At 50.5% G+C, this 14,294-nt stretch carries 11 protein-coding genes, 2 tRNA genes and 2 other RNA genes (1 of these 15 running past the window's edge); 7 read left to right on the top strand and 8 right to left on the bottom strand.

Going from position 1 to position 14,294, the window contains the following annotated elements:
• The 6 genes from FQK12_RS03995 to FQK12_RS03970 form a co-directional block, all read right to left on the bottom strand.
• Positions 1–62, bottom strand: a non-coding RNA gene (locus FQK12_RS03995) — RtT sRNA; it reaches 129 nt to the left of the window's first position.
• Positions 63–106: 44 nt separating this feature from the next.
• A tRNA-Tyr gene (locus tag FQK12_RS03990) sits at positions 107–191 on the bottom strand.
• A gap of 35 nt (positions 192–226) precedes the next feature.
• Positions 227–358: non-coding RNA, RtT sRNA (locus FQK12_RS03985), on the bottom strand.
• A gap of 43 nt (positions 359–401) precedes the next feature.
• A tRNA-Tyr gene (locus FQK12_RS03980) sits at positions 402–486 on the bottom strand.
• Between the two features lie 156 nt (positions 487–642).
• Positions 643–1,485 (bottom strand): formyltetrahydrofolate deformylase, encoded by an 843-nt coding sequence (purU, locus tag FQK12_RS03975; RefSeq protein ID WP_004121732.1) that lies wholly within the window; start codon positions 1,483–1,485, stop codon positions 643–645.
• A gap of 42 nt (positions 1,486–1,527) precedes the next feature.
• A complete protein-coding gene (locus tag FQK12_RS03970; protein WP_014229741.1) occupies positions 1,528–1,986 on the bottom strand; it encodes a YchJ family protein in 459 nt (152 codons plus the stop codon).
• A gap of 112 nt (positions 1,987–2,098) precedes the next feature.
• Here FQK12_RS03970 and rssA point away from each other — a divergent pair, with 112 nt between their 5' ends.
• From rssA to galU, 3 genes are all read left to right on the top strand, one after another.
• Positions 2,099–3,007 carry a patatin-like phospholipase RssA gene (gene rssA / locus FQK12_RS03965; RefSeq protein ID WP_014229740.1) on the top strand — a complete coding sequence of 303 codons (909 nt, stop codon included), beginning with the start codon at positions 2,099–2,101 and terminating at the stop codon, positions 3,005–3,007.
• Between the two features lie 80 nt (positions 3,008–3,087).
• On the top strand, positions 3,088–4,101 hold the full coding sequence (gene rssB / locus FQK12_RS03960; RefSeq protein ID WP_004851838.1) for a two-component system response regulator RssB: 1,014 nt from the start codon (positions 3,088–3,090) through the stop codon (positions 4,099–4,101).
• A gap of 197 nt (positions 4,102–4,298) precedes the next feature.
• Positions 4,299–5,201 (top strand): UTP--glucose-1-phosphate uridylyltransferase GalU, encoded by a 903-nt coding sequence (gene galU / locus FQK12_RS03955; protein ID WP_004851836.1) that lies wholly within the window; start codon positions 4,299–4,301, stop codon positions 5,199–5,201.
• 134 nt (positions 5,202–5,335) lie between these two features.
• On the opposite strand, the gene hns is transcribed toward galU, so the two are convergent.
• Entirely contained in the window at positions 5,336–5,743 is a 408-nt protein-coding gene (gene hns / locus FQK12_RS03950; RefSeq protein WP_004121719.1) for a histone-like nucleoid-structuring protein H-NS, read from the bottom strand.
• Positions 5,744–6,298: 555 nt separating this feature from the next.
• Between hns and tdk the strand changes: the two genes are divergently transcribed.
• Positions 6,299–6,916, top strand: a complete 618-nt coding sequence (gene tdk / locus FQK12_RS03940; RefSeq protein ID WP_014229739.1) for a thymidine kinase — start codon at positions 6,299–6,301, stop codon at positions 6,914–6,916.
• 178 nt (positions 6,917–7,094) lie between these two features.
• Here the strand turns inward: tdk and adhE are convergent, their stop codons facing one another.
• Positions 7,095–9,770 carry a bifunctional acetaldehyde-CoA/alcohol dehydrogenase gene (gene adhE, locus FQK12_RS03935; RefSeq protein WP_014229738.1) on the bottom strand — a complete coding sequence of 892 codons (2,676 nt, stop codon included), beginning with the start codon at positions 9,768–9,770 and terminating at the stop codon, positions 7,095–7,097.
• A 480-nt stretch (positions 9,771–10,250) separates the two neighbouring features.
• Between adhE and FQK12_RS03930 the strand changes: the two genes are divergently transcribed.
• From FQK12_RS03930 to oppB, 3 genes are all read left to right on the top strand, one after another.
• Entirely contained in the window at positions 10,251–10,898 is a 648-nt protein-coding gene (locus FQK12_RS03930) for a YchE family NAAT transporter (RefSeq protein ID WP_004851832.1), read from the top strand.
• Between the two features lie 745 nt (positions 10,899–11,643).
• A complete protein-coding gene (oppA, locus tag FQK12_RS03920; protein WP_004851828.1) occupies positions 11,644–13,275 on the top strand; it encodes an oligopeptide ABC transporter substrate-binding protein OppA in 1,632 nt (543 codons plus the stop codon).
• A gap of 88 nt (positions 13,276–13,363) precedes the next feature.
• Positions 13,364–14,284 carry an oligopeptide ABC transporter permease OppB gene (oppB, locus tag FQK12_RS03915; protein WP_004851825.1) on the top strand — a complete coding sequence of 307 codons (921 nt, stop codon included), beginning with the start codon at positions 13,364–13,366 and terminating at the stop codon, positions 14,282–14,284.
• Positions 14,285–14,294 lie beyond the last annotated feature (10 nt).

Here is a 14,294-nt window from a genome sequence, read left to right as displayed (position 1 = left end):
TCTCGCTCCGCTCGAATCGAACCTTAGTCGAAGCTTCTCATCCTTCCCGCATGGGATGGATATGGGGCACTGAGCGAAGTGTGAATTCAATACGACATAGAAGTGATGGTGGTGGGGGAAGGATTCGAACCTTCGAAGTCGATGACGGCAGATTTACAGTCTGCTCCCTTTGGCCGCTCGGGAACCCCACCAGGGGTAATTCAAATTTTGAGGTCAAGCTGAGAGATGGTGGTGGGGGAAGGATTATTCGTCGCTTCGCTCCTCACCCTTCGGGCCGTTGCCTGCGGCAACGTTGTCTCGCTTTCGCTCGACTCGAACCTTGGTCGAAGATTCTCACCCTTCCCGATAAGTGCAAACATCGTTTACGTTCATCGGTATTACCACAACAACGTGGTAAAGAATGGTGGTGGGGGAAGGATTCGAACCTTCGAAGTCGATGACGGCAGATTTACAGTCTGCTCCCTTTGGCCGCTCGGGAACCCCACCACGGGGTAATGCTATTTACTGGCCAGCTTCCTGCTGGAAGCGGGGCGCATCATATCAAATGAGACGCCCCTGTAAAGCATTCCTTTAGGGAAATGAAGCTGTTTGCCTGCTTTTTATCCGTAAAGGTGCAAAGCTAATCAATTCATTTCCCTGAGATTAAAGAATAATCGTCCGGTTACCGTAAACAAATACCCGCTGAGCAAGAACCTGATACAGCGCGCGGCTCAGAACGTTTTTCTCGACGTCGCGGCCAGCGCGCATCATATCTTCCGCGGTGTAGGTATGATCGACATGAATGACGTCCTGCATAATGATTGGGCCTTCATCCAGATTATCGTTCACGTAGTGTGCGGTGGCGCCAATAATCTTCACCCCGCGGTCATAGGCCTGGTGATACGGACGCGCGCCGATAAAAGCCGGCAGGAATGAGTGATGAATATTAATAATTTTATTCGGGAAACGAGAGACAAACTCTGGGGTCAAGACCCGCATGTATTTCGCCAGCACAACGTAATCCGGCTCAAGGGCGGCGATCGCGTCGCCCATCTGTTTATCATGCTCTTCGCGAGTTAAACCCTCATGGCTCACCAGCTGGAAGGGGATATCAAACCGTTCAACCAGCGAGCGTAGCGTTTCGTGATTGCCGATGACGGCGGCGATTTCTACGTCCAGGCCGCCGTAGTTAGCTTTCATCAGCAGATCGCCGAGGCAGTGCGCCTCTTTGGTGACCAGAATGACGACCCTGCGGCGCCCTGCTGGATTGAGTTCACGAATTGAACCTTCCGGCAGCGCGCTGTCGAGGTCCGCCAGCAGGATTGAATCATTGAAAATACCCTCGAGCTCGGTACGCATAAAGAAGCGGCCGGTTCGGTGGTCAACAAACTCATTGTTCTGCACGATATTCAGTTCGTGCTTGTAGCAGATATTAGTGATACGCGCGATGAGGCCTTTCTGATCAGGGCAAATAGTGCGCAGTACTTTACGTTGTTGTGAATGCATCGCGGGGAAAATCCTGTAGTGTTTGCTATTTCTGCTGCTGGCTTACTGACCGCAGCATTTTTTAAATTTTTTACCTGAACCGCAAGGGCAGGGATCGTTACGACCGATTAGCGGTCGCGTGCCGTCAATATAATACCACTGTCCGTTTTCTTTTAAGAATCGGGATCGTTCAATAATGGCTCCGGAGCGGTTATCGTCAGCGTAACGAGCGATAAAGCTGACAAAGCCTTCATCCGGGTTCTTGCCCGTCTCGGCGGCAAAGACGGTGAGACCCTGCCACTGTGTGCGGGTAAAACCGTTTTCCAGGTCTGCGCGAAACTGCTGCGCTTGACAGGAGGGGTGCCAGGTTTTAATCAGATAGTCGGCGTCTTTCATAACAAACGCGCTATAGCGGGAGCGCATCAGCTGTGACGGATCTGGCGCCAGCTGCGCGCCAGCCAGATAAGGCTGACAACATGAGCTATACTCCAGAGCGCTGCCACAGGGGCATAATGGCGACAAAACGGCCTCCACAGGAAAAAGAAAGACGGCGCTACGCCGCCAAAGCGCATTATGTTAACTGAGGTATGGCGATGATGCCATGCCCGGAGTGGAAGGATATGTTTCGGTACTCATGAGAAAGCTTAAAATTGGCCTGGCGTTAGGGGCTGGCGCCGCTCGCGGGTGGTCGCATATCGGCGTGATTAATGCCTTACGGCGGACGGGTATCGACGTCGATGTTATCGCAGGGTGCTCCATTGGCTCGCTGGTCGGAGCGGCGTACGCCTGCAATCGGCTTCCGGCCCTGGAGAAATGGGTATGCTCCTTTAGTAACTGGGATGTACTGAAGTTAATGGATCTCTCCTGGCAACGGGGTGGCCTGCTGCGGGGCGAGCGCGTGTTTAGTCAATACCGCAAACTCATGCCCGTCAGCGAGATCGAGCGCTGCGAACGTCCGTTCGCGGCGGTCACAACGAATTTAAGCACCGGTCGTGAACTGTGGTTTACGGAAGGGGATCTGCATCTGGCGATCCGTGCGTCCTGCAGTATGCCGGGTTTGATGGCGCCGGTGATGCATAATGGCTACTGGCTGGTGGATGGCGCGGTGGTTAACCCCGTGCCGGTGTCTCTGGCTCGCGCCATGGGCGCGGATATCGTCATTGCCGTTGATTTGCAGCACGATGCGCATCTGATGCAGCAGGATTTGCTGTCAATGGAGGTGCCTCGTCCGGAGAGCGAGGAAGATTTTTCGTGGCATTCGCGGCTGCGCACTCGCCTGGCGCGTATGACGTCACGTCGGGCGACGAGGGCGCCAACGGCGATGGAAATCATGTCGACGTCAATTCAGGTTCTGGAGAATCGCCTTAAGCGAAACCGTATGGCGGGCGACCCGCCTGATATCCTGATTCAGCCCTTTTGTCCACAAATCTCCACGCTTGATTTCCACCGGGCCAGCGAAGCTATCGCCGCCGGACATCTGGCAGTGGAAAAGAAAATGGATGAACTATTACCTTTAGTGCGTACCCCCGTGGAGCGCATTTGATGCATACTTAAGTAAATTCTGACAGGCGGTAGCGTGAATATCATGCCACTATTAAATTATCGTCAGTCAGGGGAGAGATCATGACGCAGCCATTGGCGGGAAAACAGATTCTGATAGTTGAAGACGAACCCGTTTTCCGCTCTCTTATGCACACCTGGTTAGCTTCGCTTGGTGCGACCATCGTACAGGCGGAAGATGGTATGGATGCACTGCAAAAAATGGCGGAGTCAAAACCCGATTTGATGATTTGCGATATCTCCATGCCGCGAATGAACGGCCTGCAGCTGGTAGAACATGTGCGTAACCAGGGCGAGCAGTTGCCGATTCTGATGATTTCAGCGACGGAAAATATGGCGGACATCGCCAAAGCGTTGCGCCTGGGCGTTCAGGATATCCTGCTCAAACCGGTTAAGGATTTCGATCGCCTGCGAGAAACCGTGTATGCCTGCCTCTATCCCAATATGTTTAATTCGCGTGTCGAAGAAGAAGAGCGCCTGTTTGAGGACTGGGATGCGCTGGTAAGCGATCCTAGCGCGGCGTCGAGGCTGCTTCAGGAGCTCCAGCCGCCGGTGCAGCAGGAGATGTCGCGTTGCCGTATTCACTATCGCCAGCTTGTCTCTGTCGATAAGCCAGGACTCGTGCTCGATATTGCGCCGCTATCAGAAAACGATCTGGCGTTTTATTGTCTGGATGTCACACGAGCAGGTGATAATGGCGTTCTGGCGGCCCTATTGCTGCGCGCGCTGTTTAATGGGTTACTGCAGGAGCAGCTCGCTCATCAGGGGCAGCGTTTGCCGGAGATGGGCAGCCTGCTAAAACAGGTTAACCAATTGCTGCGGCAGGCAAACTTACCCGGGCAATTCCCATTATTGGTAGGGTATTACCACAGCGGTTTGAAAAATTTAATTTTAGTCTCCGCGGGTTTGAATGGCACCTTGAATACGGGAGAACATCAAATTCAGATTAGTAATGGCGTTCCGTTAGGTACTTTAGGTAATGCATACCTCAACCAAATTAGTCAACGCTGCGCATCATGGCAGTGCCAAATTTGGGGGGCTGGCGGACGTTTACGCCTGATGTTGACCACGGAGTGAACAATTGTGCTTATTTTTAGGCTCGTGGGATTACCACGCGATCTTTTGTGGTGGTACTATCGCCGGGTTTAATGCGTAAAATTCCTAATTCGAAGATATCTAATCCTTTTCGGAACAGCTTTGACTGAGCAGGCTGATATACTCGATACCATATTATTAACGAGAAGTTTAAAAAACGAACAGTCCAGGAGATTTCAATGGCTGCGCTTAATTCAAAAGTAAGAAAAGCTGTCATCCCGGTTGCGGGATTAGGCACCAGGATGCTGCCCGCTACTAAGGCTATTCCGAAAGAAATGCTGCCGCTGGTAGATAAGCCATTAATTCAATATGTTGTTAACGAATGTATTGCCGCCGGGATTACCGAAATTGTTCTGGTTACGCACTCTTCGAAAAACTCGATTGAAAACCATTTCGATACCAGTTTTGAACTGGAAGCGATGCTGGAAAAACGCGTAAAACGCCAGCTGCTGGAAGAAGTCCAATCTATTTGTCCGCCGCACGTGACTATTATGCAAGTCCGTCAGGGGCTGGCTAAAGGTCTGGGCCACGCTGTGCTGTGCGCGCACCCGGTAGTGGGTGATGAGCCGGTTGCGGTTATTTTACCGGACGTTATCCTTGATGAATATGAATCCGATCTGTCTCGCGACAACCTGGCCGAAATGATCGCTCGTTTCGATGAGACCGGCGCAAGCCAGATCATGGTTGAACCGGTTGCTGACGTTACCGCATACGGCGTTGTCGATTGCAAGGGCCTGGCCCTGCAGCCGGGTGAGAGCGTACCGATGGTTGGTGTCGTCGAGAAACCGAAAGCGGACGTAGCGCCTTCTAATCTGGCGGTTGTCGGTCGTTACGTGCTGAGCGCGGATATTTGGCCACTGCTGGCGAAAACCCCTCCGGGAGCCGGCGATGAGATTCAGCTGACCGACGCCATCGATATGCTGATCGAAAAAGAAACGGTAGAAGCCTATCATATGAAAGGCAAGAGCCACGACTGCGGTAATAAGCTGGGTTATATGCAGGCTTTTGTTGAATATGGCGTACGCCACAAGTCCCTGGGCGCTGAATTTAAAGCCTGGCTGGATAAAGCCGTAGCGAAGTAATCGTACGCGGTAGAATGCGAAACCGGGAGCGAGATTCGTTTCCCGGTTTTTTTATGCCCGCCCGGAACCGGTCCCGAATAACGGATAAAAAAAATCCCGCCGCAGCGGGATTTTTAAACGGACACGATAGCTTATTACAGCAGGAAATCGTCCAGAGATTTACCTTGCTCATCCATCGCTTTCTTGATCACTGCCGGAGTACGACCCTGACCAGTCCAGGTTTTAGTTTCGCCATTTTCGTCAACGTAGCTGTATTTAGCCGGACGTGCAGCGCGCTTGGTTTTAGTTCCCGCTTTAACTGCCGCCATGGTGCTCAGCAGTTCATTAGGATCAATACCGTCAGCGATCAGCATTTCACGGTATTGCTGCAGTTTACGAGTGCGTTCTTCAATTTCCGCAGCCGCAGCGCTTTCTTCTTCACGACGTTCGTTAACGACAACTTCTAATTTTTCCAGCATTTCTTCGAGCGTTTCAAGGGTGCATTCTCTTGCCTGCGCACGAAGAGTACGGATGTTGTTCAAAATTTTAAGTGCTTCGCTCATTGTAGTAATCTCAAACTTATATTGTGGGGTGGTTTGTTGGACTAATAATAGAGCGATAAATTCAGATGTGCAATAGGGGAGAATGTAAGGAAGTCAAAATAACTTGTTATTTGTCTCGGGAATTAATTCATTTAACTTAAATTTTATGTGCGGGTTCACATCTTTTTCGCTTATAGGATGATGGAGAGGATAAGCTAAAACCCTGAGATAGTATGCTTTTTCCGATGCGCAGTGGGAAAAATTATACTTTGCATGGATAAATATCATTGTGGGTATTAGCGCAGCAGCGACGATGATGTTTAATATAAAACACTTGTCCAGCGCGGTTATAGCTATCCGAAAATGGCTGATAAGCACAAAAGGGCAATAGTGACGTCTGCGTGACCGCCTGGTCGTACGAATAGCAGGCATTACCATTCAATTAACAGGCTTAATCTTTCAGGTCTCCGCCGAGTGAACGTTCCCGGCAATACCCGCACGGCGAGGGCTGATAGCGTGTGAATATATGATACAATTTTACTGCTAAAAAACACATTGATTGGGGTTACGCGGCCGATGGCACAACTTTATTTCTACTATTCAGCAATGAACGCAGGCAAGTCCACCGCTCTGTTGCAGTCATCATACAATTACCAGGAGCGAGGGATGCGCACGGTGGTTTATACGGCAGAGATTGATGACCGCTTTGGTTCAGGGAAAGTGAGTTCGAGGATCGGTCTCTCATCGCCGGCGCGGTTGTATAATACCCAAACTGCGTTATTTGCCGACATTGCAGACGAACATAAGCGTCAACCCATCCACTGCGTATTAGTTGATGAGAGCCAGTTCTTAACCCGGGAGCAGGTGCGCGAGCTGTCCGAGGTGGTGGACCAGCTCGATATTCCCGTATTGTGCTATGGATTGCGGACGGATTTTCGCGGCGAACTATTTACGGGCAGTCAATATTTGCTCGCGTGGTCCGATAAGCTGGTTGAATTAAAAACTATCTGTTTCTGCGGCCGTAAGGCGAGTATGGTTTTGCGCCTCGATCAGGAAGGCCGGCCCTACAATGAGGGGGAACAGGTGGTGATTGGCGGTAATGAGCGCTATGTATCCGTATGCCGTAAACATTATAAAGAGGCGCTGAGCGAAGGCTCTCTGACCGCGGTGCAGAACAAACAGCGCAGCTGCTAATACCCACCCTTTAAATCGTCTCAGGCGCTTTTACAGCGCCTTTTTTCATTTACTAAGCCTTTGGCCCTTGATTATACGTTTCGGCTGTCTGAGGCGTTTTGCCGGCTGCTGAACGACAGAGACAAAAAAGCCCCATCAAAAGATGGGGCTCAGCGTTACTGACTTTACGGCTGTGGAATTAAGCGGATTTTTTCGCTTTCTTCTCAGCTTTAGCCGGCGCGACTTCTTTTTTCTCTTCCACGCTGCCTTCAACGTAATTACGTCCGTAGAACGTATCCAGCAGAATCTGTTTCAGCTCAGCGATCAGCGGGTAGCGCGGGTTAGCGCCGGTGCACTGGTCGTCAAATGCGTCTTCAGACAGCTTGTCAACGTGGGCCAGGAAATCAGCTTCCTGCACGCCAGCTTCGCGGATAGACTTAGGAATACCCAGCTCAGCTTTGATTTCGTCCAACCAGCCAAGCAGTTTTTCGATTTTCGCTGCGGTACGGTCACCCGGTGCAGTCAGACCCAGATGGTCCGCGATTTCAGCGTAGCGACGACGTGCCTGCGGGCGGTCGTACTGGCTGAATGCTGTCTGTTTAGTCGGGTTGTCGTTCGCGTTATAGCGAATAACGTTGCTGATCAGCAGGGCGTTCGCCAGACCGTGAGGAATGTGGAACTGAGAGCCCAGCTTGTGCGCCATTGAGTGACATACCCCGAGGAAGGCGTTCGCAAACGCGATACCGGCGATGGTCGCAGCACTGTGCACACGCTCACGCGCTACCGGGTTCTTAGAACCTTCGTGGTAGGACGCTGGCAGGTTTTCTTTCAGCAGTTTCAGAGCCTGCAGCGCCTGGCCGTCAGAGAACTCGGAAGCCAGTACGGAAACGTAAGCTTCCAGGGCATGAGTCACCGCATCCAGACCACCGAAAGCACACAGTGACTTCGGCATTTCCATGACCAGGTTGGCATCAACAATCGCCATATCCGGAGTCAGGGCATAGTCTGCCAGCGGGTATTTCTGACCGGTTGCATCATCGGTAACAACGGCGAACGGCGTAACTTCAGAACCGGTACCGGAAGTCGTGGTGATGGCGACCATTTTGGCTTTCACGCCCATTTTCGGGAACTTGTAGATACGTTTACGGATATCCATAAAGCGCAGCGCCAGTTCTTCGAAGTGGGTTTCCGGGTGCTCGTACATAACCCACATGATTTTCGCCGCATCCATCGGGGAACCGCCGCCCAGCGCGATAATCACGTCTGGTTTGAAGGAGTTCGCCAGCTCAGCGCCTTTACGAACGATGGTCAGCGTCGGGTCAGCTTCCACTTCAAAGAAAACTTCGGTTTCAACGCCAGCCGCTTTCAGCACAGAGGTGATCTGGTCAGCATAGCCGTTGTTGAACAGGAAGCGGTCGGTCACGATCAGCGCGCGTTTGTGACCATCAGTAATCACTTCATCCAGCGCGATTGGCAGTGAGCCACGACGGAAGTAGATAGATTTCGGAAGTTTGTGCCACAACATGTTTTCAGCTCGCTTAGCAACGGTTTTCTTGTTGATCAGGTGCTTAGGACCAACGTTTTCAGAGATGGAGTTACCACCCCATGAACCACAACCCAGAGTCAGGGAAGGTGCGAGTTTGAAGTTGTACAGGTCACCGATACCACCCTGAGAAGCAGGGGTGTTGATCAGGATACGTGCGGTTTTCATCAGCTGACCGAAGTAAGCAACGCGTTCTGGCTGGTTGTCCTGGTCGGTATACAGGCAAGAGGTATGACCGATACCGCCCATTGCCACCAGTTTTTCAGCTTTATCAACCGCGTCTTCGAAGTTCTTCGCACGGTACATTGCCAGCGTCGGAGACAGTTTTTCGTGGGCAAACGGTTCGCTTTCATCAACGTCGGTGACTTCACCAATCAGAATTTTGGTGGAAACAGGGACGGTGAAGCCGGCCAGTTCAGCGATTTTATACGCCGGTTGACCTACGATTGCAGCGTTCAGGGCGCCGTTTTTCAGGATGATATTCTGAACAGCCTTCAGCTCCTGGCCCTGCAGCAGATAGCCGCCGTGGCTGGAGAAACGTTCGCGAACGGCATCGTATACGGAATCTACAACCACAACGGATTGCTCAGAAGCACAGATAACGCCGTTATCGAAGGTTTTAGACATCAGGACGGAAGCAACGGCACGCTTGATATCAGCCGTTTCATCGATAACAACAGGCGTGTTACCTGCGCCTACGCCGATGGCAGGTTTACCGGAGCTATACGCCGCCTTAACCATGCCCGGACCGCCGGTCGCAAGGATCAGGTTGATATCCGGATGGTGCATCAGCGCATTTGACAGTTCAACGGAAGGCTGGTCAATCCAACCAATCAGATCTTTCGGCGCACCGGCTGCGATAGCTGCCTGCAGTACGATATCAGCCGCTTTGTTGGTCGCATCTTTAGCACGCGGATGCGGAGAGAAGATGATGGCGTTACGGGTCTTCAGGCTAATCAGAGATTTAAAGATAGCGGTTGAAGTTGGGTTAGTGGTCGGGACGATACCGCAGATAATACCAATCGGCTCAGCGATGGTGATGGTACCGAAGGTGTCATCTTCAGACAGGACGCCGCAGGTCTTTTCATCTTTATAGGCGTTATAAATGTATTCGGAAGCAAAGTGGTTTTTGATCACTTTATCTTCGACGATGCCCATGCCGGATTCGGCAACGGCCATCTTGGCGAGAGGGATTCGAGCATCTGCAGCGGCCAGAGCGGCGGCGCGGAAGATTTTGTCTACTTGTTCTTGAGTGAAACTGGCATATTCACGCTGGGCTTTTTTTACGCGCTCGACGAGTGCGTTAAGTTCAGCGACATTAGTAACAGCCATAATGCTCTCCTGATAATGTTAAACTTTTTTAGTGAATCAGTAGCTCGATTCGACAGTATAGACAGTGTGTTAACGGCTTGCATTTAAATGTTAACGTAAAGAATTTTGTGCTTCTGACTTCACCGATTGACTAAAAAAGCTTTTGTTTTTTCTTTCAGGTACCGCTGCTTTGCCTCCTCTTCTGTGTGTAAACAAGGTTACTCACTTCTGAGTACAATTTATGTGATCTAAATCAATAATCAGCCAAGCTGATACCTTTCAGCAGTTCATTTTTTGACCTGTTTGATCAAGCGTAATGATACGGTATGCTAATTAAAGACTTAAATAGCATTGCAGAAACAAATAACTAACATCCGAGCTTAAATTATGCACTTATGCGTCAACAGGGATGAATTATGCTTTCAAACAGCGTATCTTCTCGCGGATATTTTATGCCGGTAACTGTCAACAGCCATTTTTAATGATGCTGCGGAGCACCCTGTGATTCAATCATTGTTTGATTTTTCAGCCTACTTTAAATTTTTCATTGGGCTATTTGCGCTGGTAAACCCGGTTGGCATTATCCCGGTTTTTATCAGTATGACCAGCTACCAGACGGCGGCGGTGCGTAATAAAACCAACCTGACAGCCAACCTGTCGGTCGCCATTATCTTGCTCACGTCGCTGTTTTTAGGCGATGCGATCCTCCAGATCTTCGGTATTTCCATTGACTCCTTCCGTATTGCGGGTGGGATTCTGGTGGTCACCATCGCCATGTCGATGATCAGCGGCAAGCTCGGCGAGGATAAACAGAACAAGCAAGAAAAATCAGAAACGGCCATTCGTGAAAGTATCGGCGTCGTGCCGCTGGCGCTTCCCCTGATGGCGGGACCCGGGGCCATCAGTTCAACCATTGTCTGGGGCACGCGTTACCATAGCATCGCCCATTTTGTGGGATTTTCAGTTGCGATTGCGCTTTTCGCGCTGTGCTGCTGGGGCATTTTCCGTATGGCCCCCTGGCTGGTTCGCCTGCTTGGGCAAACCGGCATTAACGTGATTACCCGTATTATGGGGCTGTTGCTGATGGCTCTCGGCATCGAGTTCATCGTTACCGGAATAAAGGCGCTCTTTCCTGGCCTCGTGAATTAACCTGTGTTGCCGCGCGGAACAACGTGTTCCGCGTTTGCTCATTATCAGCAAAACATATCAAAAAAAGTGATTTATCGACCTGCGATACTATTTTCTAATGTTTTGATATTGTTATTTATTATCAATAAGTTATCCATTTCATTTGCCACGAGCGCGACCTTTTACCCACATTAATCACTGTTATTTTCCTCACACCATTCTCTGGTGCTTGCCGTCCGATAATTGAAATGATATTAGTAATTTCACTCATGAAGCAGATGAATGTGCTAAATAATAAGCGATTGTTAATTTTTCGTACAAAAAAGCATCTATTCGGCGATGCAGGGCACATAGTGCGAGATATTTATACTAATTGATTGATAAATAGAATATTAATCATTTCTGGCATGCGCGAGGGGTGATAAATCTTCGCCGCCAGAAGGCCACAAAAGAGAATCCGGTCACATATTTGCAAATTGCATTGGCGGACAATAAAGCGTTTTGGTACTTTCCGGCGTGATCTTTAGCGGAATATGTACGCAAATGAGAATTTTTATTATATAGCCCATCGGGACTACATCGCCCCCGGACAGGGGGGCAAGAATCGACGTCAAGGCTGCCGTTTGAGCGGTCGTAATAAATAAGTCGGTGATAGCAAGCAGTACTCTCTGACAGCAGCATAAACTCCTGCACTGTTCAGAATCCAGAAAAGAGAAAACAGGCTGGTTAAATAGCCAGTAATTATAATGATTGGAGTAACAAACACATGACCATCATCACGAAAAAAAGCCTGGTTGCCGCAGGAGTCCTCTCTGCGTTAATGACCATCAACGCCGCCGTTGCGGCAGATGTACCGGCAGGGGTACAGCTGGCGGACAAACAAACGCTGGTACGTAACAATGGCTCCGAAGTGCAGTCTCTCGATCCGCACAAAATTGAAGGCGTGCCGGAGTCCAATATTAACCGCGATTTGTTTGAAGGGCTGCTGGTGAGCGACCTCGACGGCCATCCGGTCGCGGGCGTTGCGGAAAAATGGGACAACAAGGATTTTAAAGTCTGGACCTTCCATCTGCGTAAAGATGCAAAGTGGTCCGACGGCACGCCGGTCACGGCACAAGATTTCGTTTATAGCTGGCAGCGTCTGGCGGATCCGAAAACCGCGTCTCCTTATGCAAGCTATCTGCAGTATGGCCATTTAGCCAACGTTGATGACATTATCGCCGGGAAAAAACCCGCGACCGATCTGGGCGTAAAAGCGCTGGACGATCATACCTTTGAAGTGACCCTCAGCGAGCCGGTGCCGTATTTCTACAAACTGCTCGTTCACCCATCCGTTTCACCCGTACCTAAATCCGCTATTGAGAAATTTGGTGACAAATGGACCCAGCCGGCCAATATCGTCAGCAATGGTGCGTATAAATTAAAAGATTGGGTTGTTAACGAACGCATTGTTCTGGAGCGTAATACCAACTACTGGGATAACGCCAAAACCGTGATTAATCAGGTCACCTTCCTGCCGATTTCTTCTGAAGTCACCGACGTCAACCGCTACCGCAGCGGCGAAATCGATATGACCTATAACAACATGCCGATCGAACTGTTCCAGAAACTGAAAAAAGAGATCCCGAAAGAAGTTCACGTCGATCCGTATCTGTGCACTTATTATTACGAAATCAATAACCAGAAAGCGCCGTTTACCGACGTTCGCGTGCGTACTGCGCTGAAGATGGCGCTGGATCGCGACATTATTGTCAATAAGGTGAAGAATCAGGGCGACCTGCCAGCCTACAGCTATACGCCGCCGTACACCGATGGCATGAAGCTGATTGAGCCTGAATGGTTCAAGTGGTCGCAGGAAAAACGTAATGAAGAAGCGAAAAAATTGCTGGCCGAAGCTGGCTATAGCGCTGATAAGCCGCTGACTTTCAATCTGCTCTATAACACGTCCGATCTGCACAAAAAACTGGCTATCGCGGTGGCGTCTATCTGGAAGAAAAACCTCGGCGTAAACGTGAAGCTGGAAAATCAGGAATGGAAAACCTTCCTCGATAATCGCCATCAGGGCACCTTTGATGTTGCGCGCGCCGGCTGGTGTGCGGACTACAACGAACCGACCTCCTTCCTTAATACGATGCTGAGCGACAGCTCAAACAATACCTCGCATTATAAGAGCCCGGCTTTCGACAAGATTATCGCCGAAACGCTGAAAACCAGCGATGACGCGAAACGCGCGGACCTTTACGCGCAATCTGAGCAGCAGCTGGATAAAGACTCCGTCATCGTACCGGTCTTCTATTATGTCAACGCCCGTTTGGTTAAACCGTGGGTCGGTGGCTATACCGGCAAAGATCCGCTGGATAATACGTATACAAGAAATATGTACATTGTGAAGCACTAATGGCAATACGTGAGGCAGGCGTTACCGCTTGCCTCACGGTGTCTTATTTCATCGCACTATTGAAGGCACACGCCAGAAGGTACGGGCAATGTTAAAATTTATCTTACGTCGCTGTCTGGAAGCGATTCCGACGCTATTTATTCTTATTACTATCTCTTTCTTCATGATGCGTCTTGCGCCGGGAAGCCCCTTTACCGGTGAACGCACGCTGCCGCCAGAAGTCATGGCGAATATTGAAGCAAAATACCATTTAAATGACCCCATCATGACCCAGTACTTCAATTATCTGAAGCAGCTGGCGCACGGTGATTTCGGTCCTTCCTTTAAATATAAAGATTACTCGGTCAACGATCTGGTGGCGTCCAGCTTCCCGGTGTCCGCCAAATTAGGCTTCGCCGCGTTTTTTCTCGCGGTGGTGCTTGGCGTGAGTGCCGGAGTGATTGCGGCATTGAAGCAAAATACGAAATGGGACTTTGCCGTAATGGGGGTGGCAATGACCGGGGTTGTGATACCGAGTTTCGTGGTCGCGCCCTTACTGGTCATGATATTTGCCATTACGCTGCACTGGCTGCCGGGCGGCGGATGGAACGGCGGGGCGCTGCAATATATGATTTTGCCCATGGTGGCTCTATCCCTGGCCTATATCGCCAGTATCGCGCGTATTACCCGCGGTTCGATGATCGAAGTGCTGCACTCTAACTTCATTCGCACCGCCCGGGCAAAAGGCTTACCGATGCGCCGCATTATTCTGCGTCACGCGTTAAAGCCCGCGCTGCTGCCGGTGCTCTCCTATATGGGGCCCGCGTTTGTCGGCATTATTACCGGCTCGATGGTCATTGAAACCATTTATGGCCTGCCGGGAATTGGTCAACTGTTCGTCAACGGCGCGCTGAACCGCGACTACTCGCTGGTACTCAGTCTGACCATTCTGGTTGGCGCATTGACTATTCTGTTTAATGCGATTGTTGACGTGCTGTATGCCGTTATCGATCCGAAGATCCGTTACTAACGCTGGGGTT

The organism is Klebsiella sp. ME-303, from assembly GCF_007910085.1.
Lineage (GTDB): Bacteria > Pseudomonadota > Gammaproteobacteria > Enterobacterales > Enterobacteriaceae > Klebsiella > Klebsiella michiganensis.
This window is presented reverse-complemented; position numbering and strand designations above follow the sequence as displayed.

Coding starts and splice junctions, on each gene's coding strand:
- purU (WP_004121732.1), bottom strand. CDS start 1,485: ATGCATTCACAACAACGTAAAGTACTGCGCACTATTTGCCCTGATCAG.
- rssA (WP_014229740.1), top strand. CDS start 2,099: ATGAGAAAGCTTAAAATTGGCCTGGCGTTAGGGGCTGGCGCCGCTCGC.
- rssB (WP_004851838.1), top strand. CDS start 3,088: ATGACGCAGCCATTGGCGGGAAAACAGATTCTGATAGTTGAAGACGAA.
- galU (WP_004851836.1), top strand. CDS start 4,299: ATGGCTGCGCTTAATTCAAAAGTAAGAAAAGCTGTCATCCCGGTTGCG.
- hns (WP_004121719.1), bottom strand. CDS start 5,743: ATGAGCGAAGCACTTAAAATTTTGAACAACATCCGTACTCTTCGTGCG.
- tdk (WP_014229739.1), top strand. CDS start 6,299: ATGGCACAACTTTATTTCTACTATTCAGCAATGAACGCAGGCAAGTCC.
- adhE (WP_014229738.1), bottom strand. CDS start 9,770: ATGGCTGTTACTAATGTCGCTGAACTTAACGCACTCGTCGAGCGCGTA.
- oppA (WP_004851828.1), top strand. CDS start 11,644: ATGACCATCATCACGAAAAAAAGCCTGGTTGCCGCAGGAGTCCTCTCT.
- oppB (WP_004851825.1), top strand. CDS start 13,364: ATGTTAAAATTTATCTTACGTCGCTGTCTGGAAGCGATTCCGACGCTA.